Origin of the sequence: Haemophilus sp. CCUG 66565, from assembly GCF_001679495.1 — a bacterium.
GTDB lineage: Bacteria > Pseudomonadota > Gammaproteobacteria > Enterobacterales > Pasteurellaceae > Haemophilus > Haemophilus haemolyticus_K.
In genome coordinates, this window is record NZ_LZOX01000017.1 from 213,685 (window position 1) to 236,039 (window position 22,355).

23 protein-coding genes are annotated in these 22,355 nt (G+C 39.1%); 14 read left to right on the top strand and 9 right to left on the bottom strand.

The genetic code is table 11. The annotated features are described in order from the left end of the window. Window positions 1-97: 97 nt before the first annotated feature. The 3 genes from A9501_RS08865 to A9501_RS08875 all read right to left on the bottom strand — a co-directional run bounded on the left by A9501_RS08865 (window position 98) and on the right by A9501_RS08875 (window position 4,088). Complete coding sequence (locus A9501_RS08865; RefSeq protein WP_065265612.1) at window positions 98-1,222, bottom strand: cytochrome-c peroxidase; 1,125 nt, start codon at window positions 1,220-1,222, stop codon at window positions 98-100. A gap of 46 nt (window positions 1,223-1,268) precedes the next feature. Next, the gene (locus A9501_RS08870) at window positions 1,269-3,113 is read right to left on the bottom strand and encodes an ABC transporter ATP-binding protein (protein WP_065265613.1); all 1,845 of its coding nucleotides are present in this window, start codon (window positions 3,111-3,113) and stop codon (window positions 1,269-1,271) included. Window positions 3,114-3,191: 78 nt separating this feature from the next. Continuing rightward, window positions 3,192-4,088 (bottom strand): cupin domain-containing protein, encoded by an 897-nt coding sequence (locus A9501_RS08875; RefSeq protein WP_065265614.1) that lies wholly within the window; start codon window positions 4,086-4,088, stop codon window positions 3,192-3,194. A gap of 111 nt (window positions 4,089-4,199) precedes the next feature. Between A9501_RS08875 and A9501_RS08880 the strand changes: the two genes are divergently transcribed. Continuing rightward, window positions 4,200-4,541: a carboxymuconolactone decarboxylase family protein gene (locus A9501_RS08880; RefSeq protein WP_005627672.1), complete on the top strand. Its 342-nt coding sequence runs from the start codon at window positions 4,200-4,202 to the stop codon at window positions 4,539-4,541. A 66-nt stretch (window positions 4,542-4,607) separates the two neighbouring features. On the opposite strand, the gene A9501_RS08885 is transcribed toward A9501_RS08880, so the two are convergent. Beyond that, complete coding sequence (locus A9501_RS08885) at window positions 4,608-5,453, bottom strand: 23S rRNA (adenine(2030)-N(6))-methyltransferase RlmJ (RefSeq protein WP_065265615.1); 846 nt, start codon at window positions 5,451-5,453, stop codon at window positions 4,608-4,610. A 72-nt stretch (window positions 5,454-5,525) separates the two neighbouring features. Further along, window positions 5,526-8,129: a penicillin-binding protein 1A gene (locus A9501_RS08890; protein ID WP_065265616.1), complete on the bottom strand. Its 2,604-nt coding sequence runs from the start codon at window positions 8,127-8,129 to the stop codon at window positions 5,526-5,528. 98 nt (window positions 8,130-8,227) lie between these two features. On the opposite strand from A9501_RS08890, the gene A9501_RS08895 reads away from it, so the two are divergent. The 13 genes from A9501_RS08895 to glmS all read left to right on the top strand — a co-directional run bounded on the left by A9501_RS08895 (window position 8,228) and on the right by glmS (window position 18,909). Next, window positions 8,228-9,025, top strand: coding sequence for a pilus assembly protein PilM (locus A9501_RS08895; protein ID WP_065265617.1), 798 nt, complete (start codon window positions 8,228-8,230; stop codon window positions 9,023-9,025). Continuing rightward, a complete protein-coding gene (locus tag A9501_RS08900) occupies window positions 9,026-9,532 on the top strand; it encodes a competence protein B (RefSeq protein WP_065265618.1) in 507 nt (168 codons plus the stop codon). Beyond that, window positions 9,529-10,050: a competence protein ComC gene (gene comC / locus A9501_RS08905; protein ID WP_065265619.1), complete on the top strand. Its 522-nt coding sequence runs from the start codon at window positions 9,529-9,531 to the stop codon at window positions 10,048-10,050. Before A9501_RS08900 ends, comC begins: the two co-directional genes overlap by 4 nt. Beyond that, window positions 10,047-10,460 carry a pilus assembly protein PilP gene (locus tag A9501_RS08910; RefSeq protein ID WP_048952933.1) on the top strand — a complete coding sequence of 138 codons (414 nt, stop codon included), beginning with the start codon at window positions 10,047-10,049 and terminating at the stop codon, window positions 10,458-10,460. The genes comC and A9501_RS08910 overlap by 4 nt, the downstream gene beginning before the upstream one ends. 9 nt (window positions 10,461-10,469) lie before the next feature. Then, complete coding sequence (locus A9501_RS08915; protein ID WP_065265620.1) at window positions 10,470-11,807, top strand: type IV pilus secretin PilQ family protein; 1,338 nt, start codon at window positions 10,470-10,472, stop codon at window positions 11,805-11,807. Window positions 11,808-11,819: 12 nt separating this feature from the next. Further along, a complete protein-coding gene (locus A9501_RS08920; protein WP_065265640.1) occupies window positions 11,820-12,506 on the top strand; it encodes a ComF family protein in 687 nt (228 codons plus the stop codon). Between the two features lie 75 nt (window positions 12,507-12,581). Next, window positions 12,582-13,178, top strand: a complete 597-nt coding sequence (gene nfuA / locus A9501_RS08925) for a Fe-S biogenesis protein NfuA (RefSeq protein ID WP_065265621.1) — start codon at window positions 12,582-12,584, stop codon at window positions 13,176-13,178. Between the two features lie 67 nt (window positions 13,179-13,245). Beyond that, entirely contained in the window at window positions 13,246-14,046 is an 801-nt protein-coding gene (gene nudC, locus A9501_RS08930) for an NAD(+) diphosphatase (RefSeq protein ID WP_065265622.1), read from the top strand. Next, a complete protein-coding gene (gene hemE / locus A9501_RS08935; RefSeq protein ID WP_065265623.1) occupies window positions 14,047-15,111 on the top strand; it encodes a uroporphyrinogen decarboxylase in 1,065 nt (354 codons plus the stop codon). Between the two features lie 9 nt (window positions 15,112-15,120). Next, window positions 15,121-15,711: a YjaG family protein gene (locus A9501_RS08940; protein WP_065265624.1), complete on the top strand. Its 591-nt coding sequence runs from the start codon at window positions 15,121-15,123 to the stop codon at window positions 15,709-15,711. A 138-nt stretch (window positions 15,712-15,849) separates the two neighbouring features. Then, window positions 15,850-16,122 carry an HU family DNA-binding protein gene (locus A9501_RS08945; RefSeq protein WP_048952927.1) on the top strand — a complete coding sequence of 91 codons (273 nt, stop codon included), beginning with the start codon at window positions 15,850-15,852 and terminating at the stop codon, window positions 16,120-16,122. Between the two features lie 126 nt (window positions 16,123-16,248). After that, on the top strand, window positions 16,249-17,022 hold the full coding sequence (locus A9501_RS08950) for a DeoR/GlpR family DNA-binding transcription regulator (RefSeq protein ID WP_065265625.1): 774 nt from the start codon (window positions 16,249-16,251) through the stop codon (window positions 17,020-17,022). A 54-nt stretch (window positions 17,023-17,076) separates the two neighbouring features. Further along, window positions 17,077-18,909 carry a glutamine--fructose-6-phosphate transaminase (isomerizing) gene (gene glmS, locus A9501_RS08955; RefSeq protein WP_065265626.1) on the top strand — a complete coding sequence of 611 codons (1,833 nt, stop codon included), beginning with the start codon at window positions 17,077-17,079 and terminating at the stop codon, window positions 18,907-18,909. A 118-nt stretch (window positions 18,910-19,027) separates the two neighbouring features. Here the strand turns inward: glmS and fis are convergent, their stop codons facing one another. The 4 genes from fis to A9501_RS08975 form a co-directional block, all read right to left on the bottom strand. After that, window positions 19,028-19,327: a DNA-binding transcriptional regulator Fis gene (gene fis / locus A9501_RS08960; RefSeq protein ID WP_009500196.1), complete on the bottom strand. Its 300-nt coding sequence runs from the start codon at window positions 19,325-19,327 to the stop codon at window positions 19,028-19,030. Then, complete coding sequence (dusB, locus tag A9501_RS08965) at window positions 19,321-20,301, bottom strand: tRNA dihydrouridine synthase DusB (protein WP_065265627.1); 981 nt, start codon at window positions 20,299-20,301, stop codon at window positions 19,321-19,323. The genes fis and dusB overlap by 7 nt, the downstream gene beginning before the upstream one ends. 146 nt (window positions 20,302-20,447) lie before the next feature. After that, entirely contained in the window at window positions 20,448-21,335 is an 888-nt protein-coding gene (prmA, locus tag A9501_RS08970; protein ID WP_065265628.1) for a 50S ribosomal protein L11 methyltransferase, read from the bottom strand. Between the two features lie 35 nt (window positions 21,336-21,370). Beyond that, window positions 21,371-22,243 carry a DMT family transporter gene (locus A9501_RS08975; RefSeq protein ID WP_065265629.1) on the bottom strand — a complete coding sequence of 291 codons (873 nt, stop codon included), beginning with the start codon at window positions 22,241-22,243 and terminating at the stop codon, window positions 21,371-21,373. Between the last annotated feature and the right edge of the window lie 112 nt (window positions 22,244-22,355).

Sequence of the window (22,355 nt, forward strand, 5' to 3'; positions counted from 1 at the left end):
GAGACAAGTTGGGTTATTTATTTTACTCGCTAGATTAAGTAAAGGAGAGCCTAGATTTTAGGATGGATTCAATTTAATTAAAAATTGTCTAGTTTTCTTAATTTCTTTCATAAGGTGCATCCGTTAAGGTCTTTAAAAAAGATTCTAGTGCGTCAATTTCTGTATCAGTTAATGGTTTTCCTTTAAGCGCGTCGTGGCTTACAGTTGGTGCATATTCGGGCAAATCCCAGGGCTTACTGGTTTCTGGATTAATTTTTCGTGCAGGGTTATTGTAGCTATCTAAGAATAATAATACGGTGCGAAGTTCTTTAAAGACTCCATTGTGCATGTAAGGTGCAGTAACTGCGACATTACGGAGTGTGGGCACTTTGAATTTTCCTTTCTGTTTTTCATCTCCCTTTACCATTGGATTATCGAGCAGGCCATTATCAATCCAGTTATTGTCTAATTTATTATGTGCAATTAAGGCTTCATTCTTAGGAACACCAAGATTGAAATAACGATAGTTTGTGAAAGTTTCTTCATCGTGATCGGCTGTTTGTAATTGATGACAATTACTACAATTTGTTTTTTCTTTATCAAAAAATAATGCCTTTCCTAAAGATTCTTGTTCTGTGAGGGTATCTTTTCCAGCTAAAGTGCGGTCGTATTTTGAGCTGAATTGGCTAAATAAATCTAAATGTTCAAAAGTAGCTAATGCTTGTTCCATAATGGCATATATTTTCTGATTATCTTTCCATATTTCGGCACCGAAATATTTTGTAATGTAATCTTTCACGGCTTGATTTTCTTCAATACGTTTTACTACATCTGCTTTATCTTTCATGCCCATTTCTACAGGGTTTAATGGCGGACCTCCGGCTTGTTCTGCAAGATTTTTTGCTCTACCATCCCAGAATTGTCCGCCCACATAATCGTTAATTTTTTCATCAAAATGGAAGCTAGGTGAATACTTAGCATAAAGTGCAGTTGGCGTGTTACGGTTACCAAATTTTGTTGGATCATCTCCTTGAGAGACCATATGAGCGATGTCATTTTGACGCAAGTCAGCAAAGGCTGCTGCTGGCATATGGCAAGTGGAGCAGGATTGGGTCTTATTATGAGAGAGGGATTTATCAAAAAAGAAAACCTCTCCAAGACCGAGTAAAATAGGATCGATTTTTGTTTCCTGTGCTAGACATAGAGTGGGGAGAATTAACATAGGAAGTAATAATTTTTTCATTTAGACTCCAATAAAAAATAGGCAAAAACAAACCGCACTTTGGGTTTTATTCTATATGTTCACTCAAGAATCCACCGCTTTGGTGAGCCCATAGTTTTGCATATAGTCCATTTCGTTCTAGTAATTCAGCATGGGTACCTTGTTCGACAATTTGTCCTTTATCAAGCACAATCAGGCGATCCATCGCAGCGATGGTGGATAAACGATGGGCAATAGCAATCACTGTTTTATTTTCCATCATCTTATCGAGACTTTCTTGTATTGCCACCTCCACTTCTGAATCCAGCGCGCTTGTGGCTTCATCTAACAATAGAATTGGTGCATCTTTTAACATGACTCGAGCAATAGCAATGCGCTGACGCTGGCCACCTGAAAGTTTTACACCTCGTTCACCCACATGGGCATCATAGCCTTTTCTGCCTTGAGCATCAGTGAGGAATGGAATGAAATCAGCAGCTTCCGCTCGTTCAGCAGCTAAAACCATTTCTTCATCTGTAGCATTAGGGCGTCCATAAATAATATTGTCACGAACAGAGCGATGTAGCAGTGAAGTGTCTTGAGTCACTAAACCGATTTGGCAGCGTAGGCTTTCTTGTTGCACATCTAGTACATTTTGCCCGTCAATGGTAATCGCACCTTGTTGTGCTTCATAGAAACGAAGTAACAAGTTCACAATTGTAGATTTTCCTGCACCAGAACGACCGATCAGTCCTACTTTTTCACCAGGTTTGATGGTGAGATTGAAATGATTGAGTAATGGTTTTGTCGGATCATAAGCAAAGGTAATGTCGTTAAACTTAATTTCCCCTTGTGTCACTTGTAACGGCGATGCTTGAGGTTTATCCACAATAGTGTGAGGTTTAGTTAAAGTATTCATTCCGTCGTTTACGGTTCCGATATTCTCAAACAAACGCGCAGATTCCCACATAATCCAGCGAGACAGCCCATTTACTCGTAATGCCATTGCAGTTGCTGTTGCTATTGCCCCCACGCCAACTTGACCATTTTTCCATAAGATAATTCCGAGTACGGCGGTGCTTAGTGTAAGTAAAATATTAGCTGCATAGGTGAGTGTATCCAATGATGTGGCTAAGCGCATTTGGGCGTGCACCGTCACCATAAAATCTTCCATGGACCGTTTGGCATAAGCGGCCTCGCGCGAACCATGAGAGAATAATTTTACTGTGGCAATATTGGAATAAGCATCTGTAATGCGTCCTGTCATTAAAGAACGAGCGTCAGCTTGTCGTTGAGCAGTTTTTGATAATTTAGGAATGAGGGTTCGTAGGATAAAAACAAAAATCGTAATCCAAGCAATAAATGGCAGTAAGAACCAAGAATCTAATGCTGCGAGAACCAAGCCCGATGTAATAAAATATACGATGACATATACAAACATATCTGCAAGTGTGAGTACCGTATCACGAACAGCAAGTGCGGTTTGCATTACTTTGGCAGACACTCTGCCAGCAAATTCATCTTGATAAAAACTCAAACTTTGTCCAAGCATTAAACGATGGAAATTCCAACGTAATCGCATTGGAAATACGCCTTGTAAGGTTTGTAAACGTACGGTAGAGGCTAAAAATCCCCACATGATGCTAACAAGTAATAGGGCTGCTATGCCAATTAATAAATGGCCTTTTTCTTGCCATAATGTCTCAGGCGTAAATGTCCCTAACCAATCTACAAGCGTTCCCATAAATTGGAATAATACGGCTTCCATTACACCCGTACCAACCGTTAGCACTGTCAGTAAGAGAATCCAGCCTTTCATTCCTTCAATGCTAGACCAAATAAAGCGTAATAAGCCTTTTTTAGGTGTTGTTGGATTACCTTCTGGATAAGGATTTAAACGGTTTTCAAACCACGAAAAAATTTTGTTAAACATATCTTTTCCTTAAAAAGAAAAGGCAACAGATGTTGCCTTTCAAAAAACTTGGTGATTATAGCGCAAAAATTCCCCAATTTATAGGCTGGCAGATTTTCTGTATTGGCTTGGCGAAAGTTGGTAGTAATTCTTAAAGGCTTTACTAAAATGCGCCTCCGATTGATACCCCACTTCTAAAGCAATGGCAAGCACGGATTGTTGGGATTGCTTTAATAAAAACGCTGCCGATTGTAACCGCACTTGAGTAATAAAACGCCCTGGTGACATACCAAGTTGTTGTTGAAAAACACGAATAAAGTTTGCTCGAGACATTGCAGAAAGATCGGCTAATTGTTCGATTCGCCAATCTTCTTGAGGGCGTTGTAATATCACACCTAGCACCGCATTTAATCGCTTGTCTTGCAACGCGAGTAGCACACCACCTGTAATTAAGTTCTCTTGAATCGCATGGCGTAAAATATAAATTAAAAGTACATTCGAAAGTGCATCTACGACTGATTTCGTACCAGCATCGTTTTTTTGTGCTTCTTGTAGAAAAAGCTGAACCAAAGGATGAATCGGTGTATCACATAAATTGAGATGTAAGTATTCAGGCATGGAAGCTGTAAGGAGTGCATCTTGCTGATAATAAAATGCACCGCAGAACATTTTTAAATCTGGTGTGCCTTGCCCTACTTGATACAATTCAAATGCACCTTGCCAGCTTTTTTTCAATGATGCGTCCTTTGTTTGGTTGGATGAATGACGCATAAAGTGCGGTTGATTTTGGGGAAGGAAAAAGATATCACCTTCCTTTAAATGAAATTGCTTTTGTCCGAGTGTAAGCCAGCATTCGCCTTGTTCAATAAGATGGAATACGCCTTTTCCTGCATCTTTTTCTTGGTGGGCAACTTGCCATTCACCTTGAAATTCACAGCGAATATTAATTTCCCCACGCACTTGTGCTAAATGGGTGAGTTTATCTAAATAATCCATAATGAGATGTTAGCGATAAAAATTGAGATAAATAAGCAAGTATCATAATCCAATCTGCCTATAATTTACCACACCAGTTCGTTATTAATTCAATATATTTAGGAGAACATTATGTTTGCAGATTGGAAAGAAGAAACATCACACGTTAAAAAATCATTTGGTGCGTTAGGTAAACAATATCCAAAAATGTTACAAGCTTACCAAGCATTAGGCGCAGCAGCGGCAGAAGGTAATGTACTTGACGCTAAAACTCGTGAACTTATCGCATTAGCCGTTGCGGTAACAACTCGTTGCGAAAGCTGCATTAGCGTACACGCAGAAGAAGCTGTGAAAGCTGGCGCAAGCGAAGCTGAAGTGGCTGCAGCATTAGCAATGTCTATCGCATTAAATGCAGGCGCAGCTTATACTTATTCTTTACGTGCATTGGAAGCATATAACGTACAGAAAGGTTAATTACCCGTCATTCCATAGAGTTAAGTTGATTAAAATGAGCGTTATCTTCTGGTGATGCTCATTTTTCTATTCCGGTGTAATCCAGTCGACCGTCCAGCTTCCTGTACCTTCTGGAACTAATGTTTTTGTGAGATAAGGCAAAATTTCTTTCATTTGGGTTTCTAATGTCCAAGGTGGATTAATTACTACCATACCGCTTGCCGTCATTCCTCGTTGATCGCTATCAGGGCGAACGGCGAGTTCAATTTTTAGAATTTTTCTAATTCCTGTTGCTTCTAAGCCCTTAAAAATACGTTTAGTTTGTTGGCGTAATACAACAGGATACCAAATCGCGTAGGTACCAGTGGCAAAACGTTTATAACCTTCTTCAATGGCTTTGACGACGAGATCATAATCTTCTTTTAATTCATAAGGCGGATCGATTAGCACCAAGCCACGGCGTTCTTTTGGAGGTAGAGTTGCTTTGACTTGTTGAAAGCCATTGTCACATTTTACGGTGACATTTTTGTAGTCACTAAAATTATTGCGAAGAATTGGATAATCGCTAGGATGAAGCTCGGTCAATAGTGCGCGATCTTGTGGGCGCAACAATTCAGCGGCAATTAACGGTGAGCCAGCGTAATAACGTAGTTCTTTGCCACCATAATTGAGTTTTTTGATCATTTTTACATAACGAGCAATATCTTTGGGTAAGTCTGTTTGATCCCACAAGCGTCCAATGCCTTCTTTATATTCCCCTGTTTTTTCTGATTCGTTTGAGGATAAACGATAACGCCCCACGCCAGAGTGCGTATCCAAGTAAAAAAAGCCTTTTTCTTTGAGTTTAAGATTTTCCAAAATGAGCATTAAGACGATATGTTTCAAGACATCAGCATGATTGCCCGCATGGAATGAGTGACGATAACTCAGCATAATATATCCTTTGTTTAATAACGAAGGCGAGCCAATTGACTCGCCTGATTGTGCACTAAAGTGCGGTCATTTTTAGAAGAGTTCTTCTGGCTGGCTAACTGGCACTGGCGCTTTGCCTCCAGTACCATTTAAGCGTTGTTGTAGTTCCGGTGGAACATAGTAACCACGCTCTTGCATTTCGGAAACGTATGTACGGGTTGGTTCAGTTCCCACAATAAAGTATTCTTTTCGTCCACCGGATGGAGAGAGCAAACCAGTCATCGTATCAATACTTTTTTCCATAATTTTTGGTGGTAATGGTAATTTACGTTCAGGTTTGTCGCTCAATGCTGTTTTCATATAAGCGACCCAAGCTGGCATTGCTGTTTTTGCACCCGCTTCGCCTTTACCCAATACGCGTTTGTTGTCATCAAACCCGACATAAGTAGTAGTTACCAAGTTTGCACCAAATCCTGCATACCAAGCCACTTTTGAACTATTGGTGGTACCTGTTTTACCGCCTATATCGCTACGTTTAATGGTTTGTGCGATACGCCAGCTAGTTCCTTTCCAGTCTAGACCTTGTTCACCATAAATCGCCGTATTTAAGGCACTACGAATTAAAAATGCTAACTCGCCACTGATTACTCGAGGGGCATATTCTGTTTTAGATGAACCATTTTTTGCATCCGCCATTAAATCAATCGCATCTTCTTTAAGTGCGGTTACATTTGACTGTAATTCTGGCAGTTCAGGTACAGTTTCAGGTTGTTGATCAACTTCTTCACCGTTTGTACTGTCATCTGATGGTTTTAAGGCATTTTCGCCTAAAGGAATATTCGCAAAGCCGTTGATTTTGTCTTTCGTTTCGCCATAAACAACAGGGATATCATTGCATTCAATACAAGCAATTTTAGGGTTTGCAACAAATAAGTCTTTACCCGTGTTATCTTGAATTTTTTCAATGATATAAGGTTCAATAAGGAAACCGCCATTATCAAACACCGCATAAGCTCTAGCCATTTCTAATGGTGTGAAAGAGGCTGCGCCAAGTGCTAAGGCTTCACTTGCAAAATATTGATCACGTTTAAAACCAAAACGTTGTAAAAATTCTGCTGTGAAATCAATACCTGCCGTTTGGATAGCACGAATAGCAATCATATTTTTGGATTGACCTAATCCTACGCGTAAACGCATTGGACCATCATAACGATCAGGTGAGTTTTTTGGTTGCCACAATTTTTGTCCTGGTTTTTGAATAGAAATAGGACTGTCTTGTAATACACTAGAAAGCGTTAAGCCTTTTTCTAATGCCGCTGCGTAAATAAATGGTTTGATAGAAGAACCCACTTGAACTAAGGATTGTGTCGCTCGATTGAACTTACTTTGTTCATAGCTAAAGCCACCAACAATGGCTTCAATCGCACCATTATCTGAGTTAAGCGATACTAATGCAGAGTTAGCAGCTGGAATTTGTCCTAATTGCCATTCACCATTAGTGCGTTGACGAATCCAAATTTGCTCACCTACTTTTACAGGATTACTTCTGCCAGTCCAACGCATTGCATTAGTTGATAGCGTCATTTTTTCACCAGATGCTAATAATAGATCTGCATCACCTTTTGCCATTCCAACCACTGCTGCTGGAATAAATGGGTTAGAATCTGGCAATTTACGTAAAAACGCTAGAATACGTTCATCATCCCAAGCAGCTTCATTTTTTTGCCATAAAGGCGCACCACCACGATACCCACGACGCATATCGTAATCAATTAAGTTGTTACGTACGGCTTTTTGGGCTTCAGCTTGGTCTTTTGAAAGTACAGTGGTAAATACTTTATAACCACTGGTGTAGGCATTTTCTTCACCAAAACGGCGAACCATTTCTTGGCGTACCATTTCAGTGACATAATCAGCACGAAATTCAAATTTTGCACCGTGATAACTGGCGATGATTGGCTCTTTTAATGCCGCATCATATTCTTCTTTACTGATGTATTTTTCATCTAACATTCGGCCTAGCACCACATTGCGGCGTTCTTCTGAACGTTTTAAAGAATAAAGCGGGTTCATGGTTGAAGGTGCTTTTGGTAAGCCTGCGATAATGGCCATTTCCGATAACGTCAATTCATTTAATGATTTACCGAAATAGGTTTGTGCAGCAGCCGCAACACCATAAGAACGATAGCCTAAAAAGATTTTGTTTAAATAAAGCTCTAAGATTTCTTGTTTAGTGAGAGTATTTTCAATTTCTACCGCAAGCACGGCTTCACGAGCTTTACGAATAATGGTTTTTTCTGGGGTTAAGAAAAAGTTACGTGCTAATTGTTGGGTGATCGTACTTGCACCTTGTGATGCGCCACCATTATTCACTGCAACAAACAATGCTCGGGCAATGCCGATAGGGTCTAATCCGTGGTGATCGTAAAAGCGGCTATCTTCTGTCGCTAAAAATGCATCAATTAAGCGTTGTGGCACATCTGCTAATTTCACTGGAATACGTCGTTGCTCACCCACTTCACCAATTAATTTACCGTCGGCCGTATAAATCTGCATTGGCTGTTGTAATTCAACGGTTTTTAATGCTTCTACTGAGGGCAATTCTGATTTTAGGTGGAAATACAGCATTCCGCCTGCGACTAAACCTAAAATACATAAAGTTAATAGGGTACTAAATATTAATTTTGCGATCCGCATCGTAAAATTCTCGCTTCGTTAATGAATATTCTTGTCAAGAGACCTATGATTTGGCTGCTAAGTATAAAAGATTCAGTCTTTAAAGAATAGGAAAGAATATGCAATTCTCCCTGAAAAATCACCGCACTTTACAAATCGGAGTTCATTGTAAGCAGGGTTATTTTGATTTTGTGTGGTTTGATGAACTTGAACAGCCACAATGTTATCAAGCCTCTATCAATGATAGTGATTTAAAAAATCGTTTTTTGCGACATTTAAAAAACCAATCTCAAGGGAAAACCTTTTCTTTGCAGTTTGTGGCGAGTATTTCTGCTCACTTGACTTGGTCGAAAGTATTAATGTTGCCGCAAATATTAAATGCGCAAGAATGTCATCAACAATGTAAATTTGTGATTGAGAAAGAGTTGCCTATTCCTTTGGATGAATTGTGGTTTGATTATATTTCTACTCCGTTAAAGCAAGGTTTCCGTTTAGAGATTACAGCCATTCGAGAGGCGAGTGCTCAAACTTATTTGCAAGATTTTCAACCATTTAAAATTAATGTGCTAGATATTGTTCCTCATAGCATCTTGCGTGCATTTCAATATTTGTTGAATGAGCAAGTGCGGTCAGAAAATACCTTATTTTTATTTCAAGAAGATGACTATTGTTTGGCGATTTGTGAAAGATCTCAGCAATCGCAAATTTTACAATCTCATGAAAATCTCACTGTACTTTATGAGCAATTTACGGAACGTTTTGAGGGAAAACTTGAACAAGTTTTTGTGTATCAAATTCCTTCAAGTCATACACCATTACCAGAACACTGGCATAGAGTAGAAACAGATTTACCCTTTATCGCGCTCGGCAATGCGCTGTGGCAAAAAGATTTACATCAACAAAAAGTGAGTAGCTAAATGTCGATGAATTTATTGCCTTGGCGTATTTATCAATATCAAAAGCGTTTACGTCGTTTAGCTTTTTATGTTGCCTTATTTATCTTACTTGCTATTAATTTAATGTTGGCTTTTAGCAATTTGATTGAACAACAGAAACAAAATTTGCAGACACAGCAAAAGTATTTTGAGCAACTTAATCAGCAACTTCACAAAACTACCACTCAAATTGATCTGTTACGTAGTGCGGTGAAAGTTGGTGAAGTTTTGCACTCTCTCACAAATGGGCAAGTTCAAAATAGTTTGCAACGATTAAGTGAATTGCCTCTTCAGAAAGGCGAATTAAACCGATTTAAACAAGATGGCCATAACTTAATTTTGGAAGGTCGAGCGCAAGATCAAATGGAATTTGAGTCGGTACATCAATTTTTAAAGCAACATTTCCCCAATGTGAAATTAAGTCAAGTTCAGCCTGAACAACATACATTGTTTTTTCGCTTTGATATGGAACAAGGAGAGGAAAAGTGAAAGCCTTTTTTAACGATCCTTTTACACCTTTTGGAAAATGGCTAAGTCAGCCTTTTTGTGTGCACGGTTTAACTTTTTTATTGTTATTAAGTGCGGTGATTTTTCGCCCCGTTTTAGATTATATTGAGGGGATCTCGCGTTTCCATGAAATCGAAAGTGAATTAGCAGGGAAAAGATCAGAATTGTTGCATCAACAGAAAATCTTAACCTCTTTACAGCAGCAATCGGAAAGCCGAAAACTTTCTTCAGAACAGGCTGCACAAATTATGCCGTTGAATAAACAAATTCAACGTTTAGCTGCGCGTAACGGTTTATCTCAGAATTTACGTTGGGAAATGGGGCAACAGCCCATTTTGCATTTACAGCTTACAGGGCATTTTGAAAAAACGAAGACATTTTTAACCGCACTTTTAGCTAATACGTCACAGCTTTCTGTAAGTCGGCTGCAATTTATGAAACCCGAAGACAGCCCATTGCAAACCGAGATTATTTTTCAGCTAGATAAGGAGACAAAATGAAACATTGGTTTTTCCTGATTATATTATTTTTTATGAATTGTAGTTGGGGACAAGATCCTTTCGATAAAACACAGCGTAACAGTTCTCAGTTTGATAACGCACAAACAGTAATGGAACAGACAGAAATAATTTCCTCAGATGTACCTAATAATCTATGTGGAGCGGATGAAAATCGCCAAGCAGTTGAAATTCCTTTGAACGCTTTAAAATTGGTAGGCGTAGTGATTTCTAAAGATAAAGCCTTTGCGTTATTGCAGGATCAGGATTTGCAAATTTACAGTGTTTTAGAGGGCGTTGATGTGGCTAAAGAGGGCTATCTAGTGGAAAAAATTCATCAAAATAAAGTGCAATTTATGCGTAAGCTCGGTGAGCAATGTGATAGCACTGAACAGAAAGAATTAAGTTTTTAAAGGAAGATTATGAAGAAATATCTTTTAAAGTGCGGTTGTTTTTTAATGTATTTTTGGTTGCCATTAATCGTTTTTGCTAACCCCAAAACTGATAACGAACGTTTTTTTATTCGTTTGTCGCAAGCGCCTTTAGCTCAAACTCTGGAGCAATTAGCTTTCCAACATGACGTCAATTTAGTGATGGATGAGACGCTAGAAGGCAATATTTCTTTGAAATTAGATAATATTGACATGCCACGTTTGCTACAAATAATCGCTAAAAGTAAGAAGCTTACTTTGAATAAAGATGAGGGTATTTATTATCTGAATGGAGGGCTATCAGGCAAAGGTCAAGTTGCAGGAAATCTTGCTACAAATGAACTGCACTTAGTGAGCCATACGGTAAAACTCCATTTTGCTAAAGCCTCTGAATTAATGAAATCCTTAACAACAGGAAGTGGATCGTTGCTTTCGCCTGCAGGGAGCATTACCTTTGATGATCGTAGTAATTTACTGGTTATTCAGGATGAACCTCGTTCTGTGCAAAATATTAAAAAATTAATTTCTGAAATGGATAAACCTATTGAGCAGATCGCTATTGAAGCTCGTATTGTGACAATTACGGATGAGAGTTTGAAAGAACTTGGCGTTCGGTGGGGGATTTTTAATCCAACGGAAAATGCTGCGCGTGTAGCCGGCAGCTTAGCCGGTAATGGCTTTGAAAATATTGCGGATAATCTTAATGTAAATTTTGCGACAACGACGACACCTGCTGGCTCGATAGCATTACAAGTCGCGAAAATTAATGGGCGATTGCTTGATTTAGAATTGAGTGCGTTGGAGCGTGAAAATAATGTAGAAATTATCGCTAGTCCTCGCTTACTAACCACGAATAAGAAAAGTGCGAGTATTAAACAGGGAACAGAAATTCCTTATGTTGTGAGCAATACTCGTAACGATACGCAATCTGTGGAATTTCGTGAGGCAGTGCTAGGTTTGGAAGTGACACCACATATTTCTAAAGATAACAATATTTTGCTTGATTTATTGGTGAGCCAAAATTCCCCAGGTTCTCGTGTCGCTTATGGACAAAACGAGGTGGTTTCTATTGATAAGCAAGAAATTAATACTCAAGTTTTTGCCAAAGATGGGGAAACCATTGTGCTTGGCGGCGTGTTCCACGATACGATCACAAAAAGCGAAGATAAAGTGCCAGTACTTGGCGATATACCAGGGATTAAACGATTGTTTAGTAAAGAAAGTGAACGACATCAAAAACGTGAGCTAGTGATTTTCGTGACGCCGCATATTTTAAAAGCAGGAGAAACGTTAGATGCTTTGAAGCAAAAAAGTGCGGGTAAAAAATAACTTTTTTAGATGATGAATTTTTTTAATTTTCGCTGTATCCACTGTCGTGGCAATCTTTATGTCGCAAAAAATGGGCTATGTTCACGTTGCCAAAAACAAATTAAATCTTTTCCTTATTGCGGTCATTGTGGTTCGGAATTGCAATATTATGCGCAGCATTGTGGTAATTGCCTTAAACAAGAACCTAGCTGGGATAAGATAGTCATTATTGGACATTATATTGAACCACTTTCTGTATTGATTCACCGTTTTAAATTTCAAAATCAATTTTGGATTGACCGCACTTTGGCTCGGCTTTTATATCTTGCGGTGCGTGATGCTAAACGAACGCATCAACTTAAATTGCCAGAAGCAATCATTCCTGTGCCTTTATATCATTTTCGTCAGTGGCGACGGAGTTATAATCAGGCTGATTTATTATCTCAGCAATTAAGTCGTTGGCTGGATATTCCTAATTTGAATAATATCGTAAAACGCGTGAGACACACGCATCCCCAACGTGGTTTGAGTGCAAAAGATCGTCGTCAGAATTTAAAAAATGCCTTTTCTCTTGCTGTTTCGAAAAATGAATTTCCTTATCGTCGTGTAGCATTGGTGGATGATGTGATTACTACTGGTTCTACACTCAATGAAATATCAAAATTGTTGAGAAAATTAGGAGTGGAGGAGATCCAAGTGTGGGGGCTGGCGCGAGCTTAATATAAAGCACTGGAAAAAAAAGCGCGATGAGCGTATTATTCCCGATACTTTCTCTCAAGTATTTAGGACATTATTATGGAACAAGCAACCCAGCAAATCGCTATTTCTGATGCCGCACAAGCGCATTTTAGAAAACTTTTAGACACGCAAGAAGAAGGAACCAATATTCGTATTTTCGTAGTTAATCCTGGCACACCTAATGCGGAGTGTGGCGTATCTTATTGCCCACCGAATGCCGTGGAAGAAAGTGATTTTGAAATGAAATATGACACTTTTTCTGCATTTGTTGATGAGGTTAGCTTGCCTTTTTTAGAAGAAGCAGAAATTGATTATGTTACCGAAGAGCTTGGTGCACAACTTACCTTAAAAGCACCAAATGCTAAAATGCGTAAGGTGGCGGATGATGCGCCATTAATTGAACGTGTTGAATATGTGATTCAAACTCAAATTAATCCACAGCTTGCAAGTCATGGTGGACGCATAACCTTGATTGAAATTACTGAAGATGGTTACGCAATTTTACAATTCGGTGGTGGCTGTAATGGTTGCTCAATGGTGGATGTTACGTTAAAAGATGGCGTAGAAAAACAACTTATTAGCCTATTCCCTAATGAATTAAAAGGTGCAAAAGATGTAACCGAACATCAGCGTGGAGAGCACTCTTATTATTAGTGAGTGGTAAAAAGAAGATTTATAATAACCGCACTTTGAAAGTGCGGTTATTTTTATGGAGTAAAAAATGAAAACACTTCATCCAGATGATTTTGGTTATTGGTTGCTTACTCAAGGTTCGAATCTTTATTTGCTGAATAATGAGTTGCCTTGTGGTACGGCTAAAACACTTGGAATGGAAGGATTGCAGGCAATGCAAATCGGGGAATGGAAAAATCATCCGTTACGGCTTGTGGCTGAGCAAGAAAGTGATGAACGGGAATATGTAAGTTTACGTGGATTACTTTCACTACCAGAGGATGAATTCCATGTATTAAGCCGAGGTGTGGAAATTAATCATTTCCTGAAAACCCATAAATTCTGTGGAAAGTGCGGTCATAAAACACAACAAACTCAAGAAGAGCTTGCCGTGCAATGCACTCACTGCGGGTATCGAACTTATCCTGTAATTTGCCCATCCATTATTGTTGCAATTCGACGTGGCAAAGAAATATTGCTTGCTAATCACAAGCGTCATTATCACCCGAACGGAGGAATGTATACCACTCTTGCAGGTTTTGTAGAGGTCGGTGAAACATTTGAACAAGCGGTGCGGAGAGAGGTTTTTGAGGAAACAGGGATTTTGATAAAAAATATTCGTTATTTTGGTAGCCAGCCTTGGGCATTTCCGAATTCTCAAATGGTCGGTTTTCTTGCTGATTATGAGAGCGGTGAAATTACTTTGCAGGAAAGTGAAATTCATGATGCGAAGTGGTTTTCTTATGATCAACCCTTGCCAGAATTACCGCCAACAGGTACTATCGCACATAAACTTATACATACGACGCTTGAGCTTTGTCGAGCAGAGGATAATCAGAAGGAAATCTAAATGTCAGTATTAAAAAATGATCGTTATTTAAAAGCTTTATTACGTGAATCAGTGGATTACACCCCTGTTTGGATGATGCGTCAAGCTGGACGTTATTTGCCTGAATATAAAGCGACGCGTGCCCAAGCAGGAGATTTTATGTCACTTTGTCGCAATGCTGACTTAGCTTGTGAGGTGACGCTCCAACCGCTTCGTCGTTATGATTTAGATGCTGCGATTTTATTTTCTGATATTTTGACTATTCCAGATGCTATGGGGCTAGGTTTAAGTTTTGGTGCGGGGGAAGGTCCTAAATTTGCCCGACCAATTGAGTGTAAAAGCGCGGTAGAAAATTTACCTATTCCAGATCCTGAGGAAGAACTTCAATATGTTATGAATGCTGTACGCACAATTCGTGGTGAGCTAAAAGGCGAGGTCCCTCTTATTGGTTTCTCTGGTAGTCCTTGGACATTAGCTACTTATATGGTAGAAGGTGGCTCAAGTAAGACCTTCGGAAAAATCAAAAAAATGATGTATTCTGATCCGAAAACACTTCATTTATTACTCGATAAATTAGCTGATTCCATCACGCTTTATTTGAATGCCCAAATTAAGGCTGGCGCTCAGGCTGTGATGATCTTTGATACTTGGGGCGGAGTGTTGGGACATAGAGAATATTTAGCTTTCTCTCTTCAGTATATGCATAAAATTGTAGATGGATTGATTCGTGAGAATGATGGTCGTCGAGTCCCCGTAACATTGTTCACCAAAGGTGGTGGTTTATGGTTAGAAGCCATAGCTAATACCGGATGTGATGCGATTGGATTAGATTGGACAGTGAATCTTGCTGATGCTAAAGCACGTGTAGGGCATAAAGTTGCATTGCAGGGTAATATGGATCCAAGCGTATTATATGCATCATCAGAGCGTATCGAACAAGAAGTTCAATCAATCTTAGCTGATTTTGGTACTGGAAGTGGTCATGTATTTAATCTTGGGCATGGAATTCATCAAGATGTGCCAGAAAATGCACCTAAAGTTTTTGTAGATGCGGTGCACCATTATTCTAGAATCTATCATAAATAAGAGAATATCATGCGAAATCCAATTCATAAACGTTTGGAGAATTTAGAAAGTTGGCAACATCTTACTTTTATGGCTGCATTATGTGAACGAATGGCACCTAATTTCAATTTATTCTGTCAGATGAATAATCTTGAAATGGAAATAAAGGTTTATCAAAACATACTTAATCTAGTATGGGAATATTTAACCGTAAAAGATGCGAAAATCAATTTTGAGAGTCAGCTTGAAAAATTAGAAGAAATTATTCCTGATGTAAATGATTATAATAGTTTTGGGGTTATTCCAGCATTAGATGCGTGTCAATCTCTTTCAGAGATATTACACGGCATCATAGCGGGCGAAACCTTAGAAAGAGCGGTTGAAATTAGTCAAATTTCTTTAGGTACAATCACGAGTTTGCTAGAAACTGAAACAGGACGAGATTGGACTGAACATGAATTGAAAGAAAGTGAAGATATCCAAGGTGAATTAGATATACAATGGCAAGTTTATCGTTTGCTTAAAGAGTGTGAAAAGCGAGATATTGCTTTAATTTTAGGCTTAAAGAATGAAATTAGAGCTGAAGGTATATCTAATATTGGTATAGAATTCCATCAATAATGTGATATTTGTCACAAAAAATGAAAATCTTTCTTTTATTTCTTTGAAAGTTAGATTATCCTTTGCAAAGCTATTGCGGTAAAGTCCGCTGGCGTATTTAAATAGTAAAATTTTTCTTTTAACAGAAGGTACAAATTTATGAACAAAACAGATCTAATTGATGCGATTGCAAGCGCAGCAGAATTAAATAAAAAACAAGCTAAGGCTGCATTAGAAGCTACTTTAGATGCAATCACAGCAAGTCTTAAAAAAGAAGAGCCTGTACAATTAATCGGTTTCGGTACATTCAAAGTAAATAAACGCGCAGCGCGTACTGGTCGTAACCCACAAACTGGTGCTGAAATTAAAATCGCCGCATCTAAAGTACCAGCATTCGTATCTGGTAAAGCATTAAAAGACGCAATTAAATAATTAATATTTGAATGATTTTAAACCCTGCCAATGAGCAGGGTTTTTTGTTGACAAAAATTTACTTTACAAAACAATATCGTTTATATAAAATTTCGAAACGAAACTTTTGTATCTAAAGATAGCTTAATGAAAAGAAATAGCCAGCCTCGTAATACTAAACAACGTCGTCATACCATTATGCAATTTTTACAAGAGCAAGGTGAGGTGAGTGTGGATCAACTAGTTCAGCTTTTTGATATATCTGAAGTGACTATTCGGAAAGACTTAAGTGCGCTAGAAACAAGTGGTTTTTTATTGCGTAAATATGGTGGCGCAATTTTAATGCCAAAAGAAATTATGGATGAAAACGAAAATGATGAACTTACGGAGCGAAAGTTTGTCATAGCGAAAGCTGCCGCTGAACGTATTCGAGATCACAACCGCATTATAGTAGATAGCGGTAGTACTACGGCGACTCTGATTAAACAACTTAATTTAAAACAAGGCTTAGTTGTAATGACGAATTCTCTTTCCGTGGCAACGGAATTGAGAGCATTAGAAAATGAGCCAACATTGCTGATGACTGGTGGAACTTGGGATACTCGTTCGGAATCGTTTCAAGGAAAAGTAGCTGAACAGGTGCTACGTTCTTACGATTTTGACCAACTTTTTATTGGTGCTGATGGCATTGATTTAGCGCGAGGTTCTACGACCTTTAATGAACTTGTAGGGTTAAGCCAGGTGATGGCGGAAGTTTCTCGCGAAGTTGTTGTGATGGTGGAATCTCAGAAAATTGGTCGGAAAATGCCAAATTTAGAATTAACTTGGCAACAAATTGATGTGCTTATTACTGATACAGGATTGTCAGAACAAGATAAAAAAGCCATTTTAGCTCATGGCGTAGAAGTAATTTGCGTATAAAGTGCGGTTAAAAAGTAGACGTATTTTTTATTTAATTAACAATAAGGAAAGCTTATGTGTGGTATTGTCGGCGCGGTAGCGCAACGTGATGTAGCGGAAATCTTAATTAATGGTTTACATCGTTTGGAATATCGTGGTTATGATTCTGCAGGCGTTGCAGTAGTAAATGAACATCATGAATTACAACGCGTGCGCTGCTTAGGTAAAGTTAAAGCCTTAGACGAGGCTGTATCGGAGAAACCATTGATTGGCGGTACAGGGATTGCGCATACACGTTGGGCGACGCATGGTGAACCTTCAGAAACCAATGCTCATCCACATGTGTCAGGTACCTTTGCCGTAGTACATAACGGGATTATTGAAAATCATGAGGAACTTCGAGCATTACTAAAATCTCGTGGTTATGTCTTTTTATCACAAACAGATACTGAAGTGATCGCTCACCTCGTTGAGTGGGAAATGCGTAGCACGGATTCACTTTTAGAAGCTGTGAAAAAAGCAGTAAAACAACTCACGGGCGCATATGGTATGGTGGTAATGGACAGCCGTTATCCTGAACATTTAGTCGCAGCTCGTTCTGGCAGTCCGCTAGTGATTGGCTTAGGTATCGGTGAAAATTTCTTAGCCTCAGATCAACTTGCGCTTTTAAGTGTTACCCGCCGTTTTATCTTTTTAGAAGAAGGGGATATTGCAGAAATTACACGCCGTACAGTTGATATTTATGATACGTACGGAAATAAAGTTGAGCGTGAAATTCACGAATCTAATCTTGAAAATGATGCGGCAGAGAAAGGTAAATTCCGTCATTTTATGCAGAAAGAAATTTACGAGCAGCCAACCGCACTTATCAATACAATGGAAGGACGTCTCAATCGTGAAAATGTGATTGTCGATTCAATCGGCAATGGCGCAAAAGACATTTTAGAAAAAGTTGAGCATATTCAAATTGTTGCTTGTGGTACATCCTATAATGCAGGTATGGTGGCGCGTTATTGGTTTGAATCTTTGGCTGGAGTGAGCTGTGATGTTGAAATTGCATCAGAGTTCCGTTATCGCAAATTTGTTACACGTCCAAATAGCTTATTGATTACCCTTTCTCAATCTGGCGAAACAGCCGATACTTTAGCCGCACTCCGTTTAGCGAAAGAAAAGGGCTACATGGCGGCATTAACAATTTGTAATGTTGCTGGCTCTTCGCTAGTACGCGAATCAGATCTTGCATTTATGACGCGTGCTGGTGTTGAAGTTGGGGTGGCATCGACAAAAGCATTTACGACACAGCTTGCTGCGTTATTAATGTTGGTGACGGCACTTGGTAAAGTTAAAGGTCATATTTCTGCAGAAAAAGAGCATGAGATTATCAAAGCAATGCAATCTTTACCTGCGGAAATTGAAAAAGCGTTAGCATTTGATACAGAAATTGAAGCATTGGCTGAAGATTTTGCTGAAAAACATCATGCGCTTTTCTTAGGTCGTGGTGCATTTTATCCCATTGCCGTAGAGGCCTCTTTGAAATTGAAAGAGATTTCTTATATTCACGCTGAAGCGTATGCGGCGGGAGAATTGAAACACGGGCCATTAGCGTTAATTGATGCCGATATGCCAGTAATTGTCGTTGCACCAAATAATGAATTATTAGAAAAAGTAAAATCGAACATTGAGGAAGTGCGAGCTCGTGGTGGTCAATTATATGTATTTGCCGATAAAGAAGCAGGATTTACGCCAAGTGAAGGAATGAAAATTATCACGATGCCAAAAGTCAATGATATCGTTGCACCGATTTTTTATACCATCCCAATGCAGTTGCTTTCTTATCATGTGGCTTTAATTAAAGGTACTGATGTAGATCAACCTCGTAACTTAGCGAAATCCGTCACCGTAGAATAAAGTGCGGTTGATTTTAAGATAAATTTAAAGCACAGGTTATAGCTTGTGCTTTATCTGATTGAATGAAAAGGGCGAACATAAAAATGTTCGCCCTTTCCTATCTAAAAAAACGTATAACTTAGCCCATACCGTATTTTTTTAGTTTTTTACGTAATGTACCACGGTTGATACCAAGCATATTTGCTGCACGGGTTTGATTACCACGAGTATATTGCATAATCATATCTAACATCGGGTGTTCAACTTCCGCTAATACTAATTCGTAAAGATCATTCACATCTTGACCATCTAATTGCGCTAAATAATTACGCAATGCTTGTTTTACTGAATCGCGTAATGGTTTGTTGGTTACTTGTGATTGCGCATTTAATACTGATACCGTTAAGGCTTCAGCAGGATTACGTTGTTGTTCTAACATTTTTCTTTATCCAAAATTAAATTGAAAAAATCTTCCAATACAATGAGTTGCTCTTTTGGATCACTAATTGCATTAAAAGTCTGTTTAAAAACGGAATCAGGTTGAATTCCCTGTAAATACCAAGCCACGTGTTTACGCGCAATGCGATAGCCTTTTTGTTCGCCATAGAATTGATGTAATTCTTGAATATGACGCAAAATTTGACCGCACTTTTCGTTTAAACTTGGCATTTGGCTTATCGAGTCATGCTCAATTAGGTTTTCCACAGCTTGAAATAGCCAAGGGTTACCTAGCGCAGCACGACCGATCATAATGGCATCCGCTCCAGTATAATCGAGAACGAATTTTGCTTTCCGAGCAGAATCAATATCACCATTGGCTATGACCGGTATGGCAATTGCTTGTTTAACGGCTTTGATGTTGTCATATTCTGCTTCACCTTCAAAAAGACAAGCGCGTGTACGACCATGCACCGTTAATGCTTGTATGCCACATTGTTCTGCAATTTTGCCGATTTGAACGCAGTTTCGATTAGATTTATCCCAGCCAGTACGAATTTTTAAGGTCACTGGCACATTGACGGCGGACACTACTTCCCGCAAGATTTTTTCCACCAAATCTGGAAATTGCAACAATGCAGAGCCTGCGAGTTTGCGATTTACTTTTTTGGCGGGGCACCCCATATTAATGTCAATGATTTGAGCGCCATATTCCACGTTGACGGCAGCGGCTTGTGCCATCTCGAGTGGGTCACTACCTGCAATTTGCACAGCATTGAGACCTAAATCTTCGCTATGTGCCAAGCGCAATTTGGATTTTTCGGTATGCCAAACTTGCGGATTTGTGGACATCATTTCTGAAAATGTGAGTCCAGCACCATAATATGCACAAAGGCGACGGAAAGGCTGGTCGGTAATGCCAGCCATTGGTGCAAGTAAAACACGATTTTTTAATTGGTATGAACCGATTCGCATTTTACGTTACCTTCCTAGCAAGCCTAAATCTAATTAGTGTCGAACTGGTCGACGACCGACAAGGCTGGCTATAATACGCATTTTGCCTTACTTTGCAAAGTGAAATTTGTTTAAAAAATACACTTTTTTTGATTGACAAAAAGAAATTAAAGCGTTTTTAGTTTACCCGTAATTCGGCACCATTCTTCTCTGACTGCGACTGGCTCTAACGCAAATGTTTGTGCATAGGCATCGCATACCGATTGAGCTTGAGTTTCTAAAATGCCTGATAAACCAAGATCGCCATTAGGTTTAACAAGTTGACTAATGATTGGGTAAAGTTCTTTGAGCGGGCCAGCAAGAATATTTGCCACCACGACATCTGCTTTTAAATCAGCGGGTTTTTCATCAGATAAGAACAGTTGTAGGCGATCAGCTACGCCATTCTGCTCGGCATTATTACGACTAGCTAGAATCGCTTGTGGATCGATATCAATTCCCACTGCACTTTTCGCACCAAGTTTTAATGCAGCAATGGCTAAAATACCTGAACCACAACCAAAATCAATGACGGTTTTATCTTTTAAATCTAGGCCATCTAGCCATTCTAAACATAGCGCGGTTGTAGGATGAGTACCTGTACCAAACGCTAAGCCTGGGTCAAGCATCACATTGACGGCGCTTTCATCAGGCACATCACGCCAACTGGGACAAATCCATAAACGCTTACCAAATTGCATTGGGTGAAAGTTATCCATCCACTCGCGCTCCCAGTCTTTGTCTTCTATTTGTTCAATTTTGTATGCCGTATTGTTATCTAAGTATTTTGCTTCTTTTAATAATCGGACGATTTCTGCCATATCTGTTTCTGCATCAAATAACGCAATAACATCGGTGTTGCCCCATAAACGAGTTTCACCAGGCAAAGGCTCAAAAATCGGAGTATCTTGACTATCCATAAAAGTCACAGAAACGGAGCCGATTTCTTCTAAAAAATCACTCATTTGTTCTGCTTTTTCATTGGTGCTATTGAGGCGAATTTGAATCCAAGCCATTTGTTTTTTCCTTTGATTTCATAAAATGGGGCGTATTATACCGATTTTTTCAAAATTTTCGGCAGTAAAGTCGAGCCAAGTGTGGCGAGCATGATGATTGTTATACCAAGTGCGGCTGAAAATGATAGCGTTTCGCCAAGTAATGATACGGCAAATAAGATGCCGAATAACGGCTCAAGTGCAACTAAAATACCGGAGATATTGGCATCCACACTATTAAGGCCTTTATTCCATAACCAATAGGCAAGCCAACTACAGCCAATGGCAAGATATAATAAACCTGCAATACCTGTGGAATTTAATGATATTTGCCAGTTTTCTGTGAGCAATAGCGTAAATGGCAACGTTGTGATGGTCCCAAGTACAATGCTGACAGAGGTATAAGCTTGCGTTGAGACTTTGGCCACAACTCGCTGTGTCCAACGTAACACGGCTGCGAAAATGATCCCAGCACTTAGCACTAATAAACAGCCAAATAAACTGATGTTATCAATGCCTTCATTATTTTTTCCACCATTGATTAAAATTGCCACGCCAATAAATGCCATTGCGCCGAATAGCCAGTGAAACCATTTTGCTTTGTCTTTAAAGAAGAAATGTCCAACAAATACAACGAGCAGCGGTTCTAACCCAATCATGGTGACTGCACTGGATGCGGATGTATATTTTAGTCCGATGAATTGCAATAAAAATACGGCGGTATAGTTAAAGAATGCCAACCACCAAAGCTGTTTACGCATGGGTTTATCAATTTTTTTCCAACGACGTAAAAAAAGTGGCATGACAATAATTATTGCAATAATTAACCGCACTTGCACAACAAGCACAGGATCCATCATCGAATAAGTGAGTTTACCGACGATTAATGAACTGCTCCAAATAAGTAGCGCAAGAATTTGATAGAGCATTGATGTATCCTTGTGAATTGTTCCAATTCTGTGTTTTAGCGTAGAACTTTCTGAAAGTGAGAAAATTAAATATCACCTTCCTCTAATTTAGAAGAAGGTGACATCATATTGA

What these genes read in the sequence shown, in the direction of transcription:
- A9501_RS08865 (WP_065265612.1), bottom strand. Translation starts at nt 1,222, where the DNA reads ATGAAAAAATTATTACTTCCTATGTTAATTCTCCCCACTCTATGTCTA.
- A9501_RS08870 (WP_065265613.1), bottom strand. Translation starts at nt 3,113, where the DNA reads ATGTTTAACAAAATTTTTTCGTGGTTTGAAAACCGTTTAAATCCTTAT.
- A9501_RS08875 (WP_065265614.1), bottom strand. Translation starts at nt 4,088, where the DNA reads ATGGATTATTTAGATAAACTCACCCATTTAGCACAAGTGCGTGGGGAA.
- A9501_RS08880 (WP_005627672.1), top strand. Translation starts at nt 4,200, where the DNA reads ATGTTTGCAGATTGGAAAGAAGAAACATCACACGTTAAAAAATCATTT.
- A9501_RS08885 (WP_065265615.1), bottom strand. Translation starts at nt 5,453, where the DNA reads ATGCTGAGTTATCGTCACTCATTCCATGCGGGCAATCATGCTGATGTC.
- A9501_RS08890 (WP_065265616.1), bottom strand. Translation starts at nt 8,129, where the DNA reads ATGCGGATCGCAAAATTAATATTTAGTACCCTATTAACTTTATGTATT.
- A9501_RS08895 (WP_065265617.1), top strand. Translation starts at nt 8,228, where the DNA reads ATGCAATTCTCCCTGAAAAATCACCGCACTTTACAAATCGGAGTTCAT.
- A9501_RS08900 (WP_065265618.1), top strand. Translation starts at nt 9,026, where the DNA reads ATGTCGATGAATTTATTGCCTTGGCGTATTTATCAATATCAAAAGCGT.
- A9501_RS08910 (WP_048952933.1), top strand. Translation starts at nt 10,047, where the DNA reads ATGAAACATTGGTTTTTCCTGATTATATTATTTTTTATGAATTGTAGT.
- A9501_RS08915 (WP_065265620.1), top strand. Translation starts at nt 10,470, where the DNA reads ATGAAGAAATATCTTTTAAAGTGCGGTTGTTTTTTAATGTATTTTTGG.
- A9501_RS08920 (WP_065265640.1), top strand. Translation starts at nt 11,820, where the DNA reads ATGAATTTTTTTAATTTTCGCTGTATCCACTGTCGTGGCAATCTTTAT.
- nfuA (WP_065265621.1), top strand. Translation starts at nt 12,582, where the DNA reads ATGGAACAAGCAACCCAGCAAATCGCTATTTCTGATGCCGCACAAGCG.
- nudC (WP_065265622.1), top strand. Translation starts at nt 13,246, where the DNA reads ATGAAAACACTTCATCCAGATGATTTTGGTTATTGGTTGCTTACTCAA.
- hemE (WP_065265623.1), top strand. Translation starts at nt 14,047, where the DNA reads ATGTCAGTATTAAAAAATGATCGTTATTTAAAAGCTTTATTACGTGAA.
- A9501_RS08940 (WP_065265624.1), top strand. Translation starts at nt 15,121, where the DNA reads ATGCGAAATCCAATTCATAAACGTTTGGAGAATTTAGAAAGTTGGCAA.
- A9501_RS08945 (WP_048952927.1), top strand. Translation starts at nt 15,850, where the DNA reads ATGAACAAAACAGATCTAATTGATGCGATTGCAAGCGCAGCAGAATTA.
- A9501_RS08950 (WP_065265625.1), top strand. Translation starts at nt 16,249, where the DNA reads ATGAAAAGAAATAGCCAGCCTCGTAATACTAAACAACGTCGTCATACC.
- glmS (WP_065265626.1), top strand. Translation starts at nt 17,077, where the DNA reads ATGTGTGGTATTGTCGGCGCGGTAGCGCAACGTGATGTAGCGGAAATC.
- fis (WP_009500196.1), bottom strand. Translation starts at nt 19,327, where the DNA reads ATGTTAGAACAACAACGTAATCCTGCTGAAGCCTTAACGGTATCAGTA.
- dusB (WP_065265627.1), bottom strand. Translation starts at nt 20,301, where the DNA reads ATGCGAATCGGTTCATACCAATTAAAAAATCGTGTTTTACTTGCACCA.
- prmA (WP_065265628.1), bottom strand. Translation starts at nt 21,335, where the DNA reads ATGGCTTGGATTCAAATTCGCCTCAATAGCACCAATGAAAAAGCAGAA.
- A9501_RS08975 (WP_065265629.1), bottom strand. Translation starts at nt 22,243, where the DNA reads ATGCTCTATCAAATTCTTGCGCTACTTATTTGGAGCAGTTCATTAATC.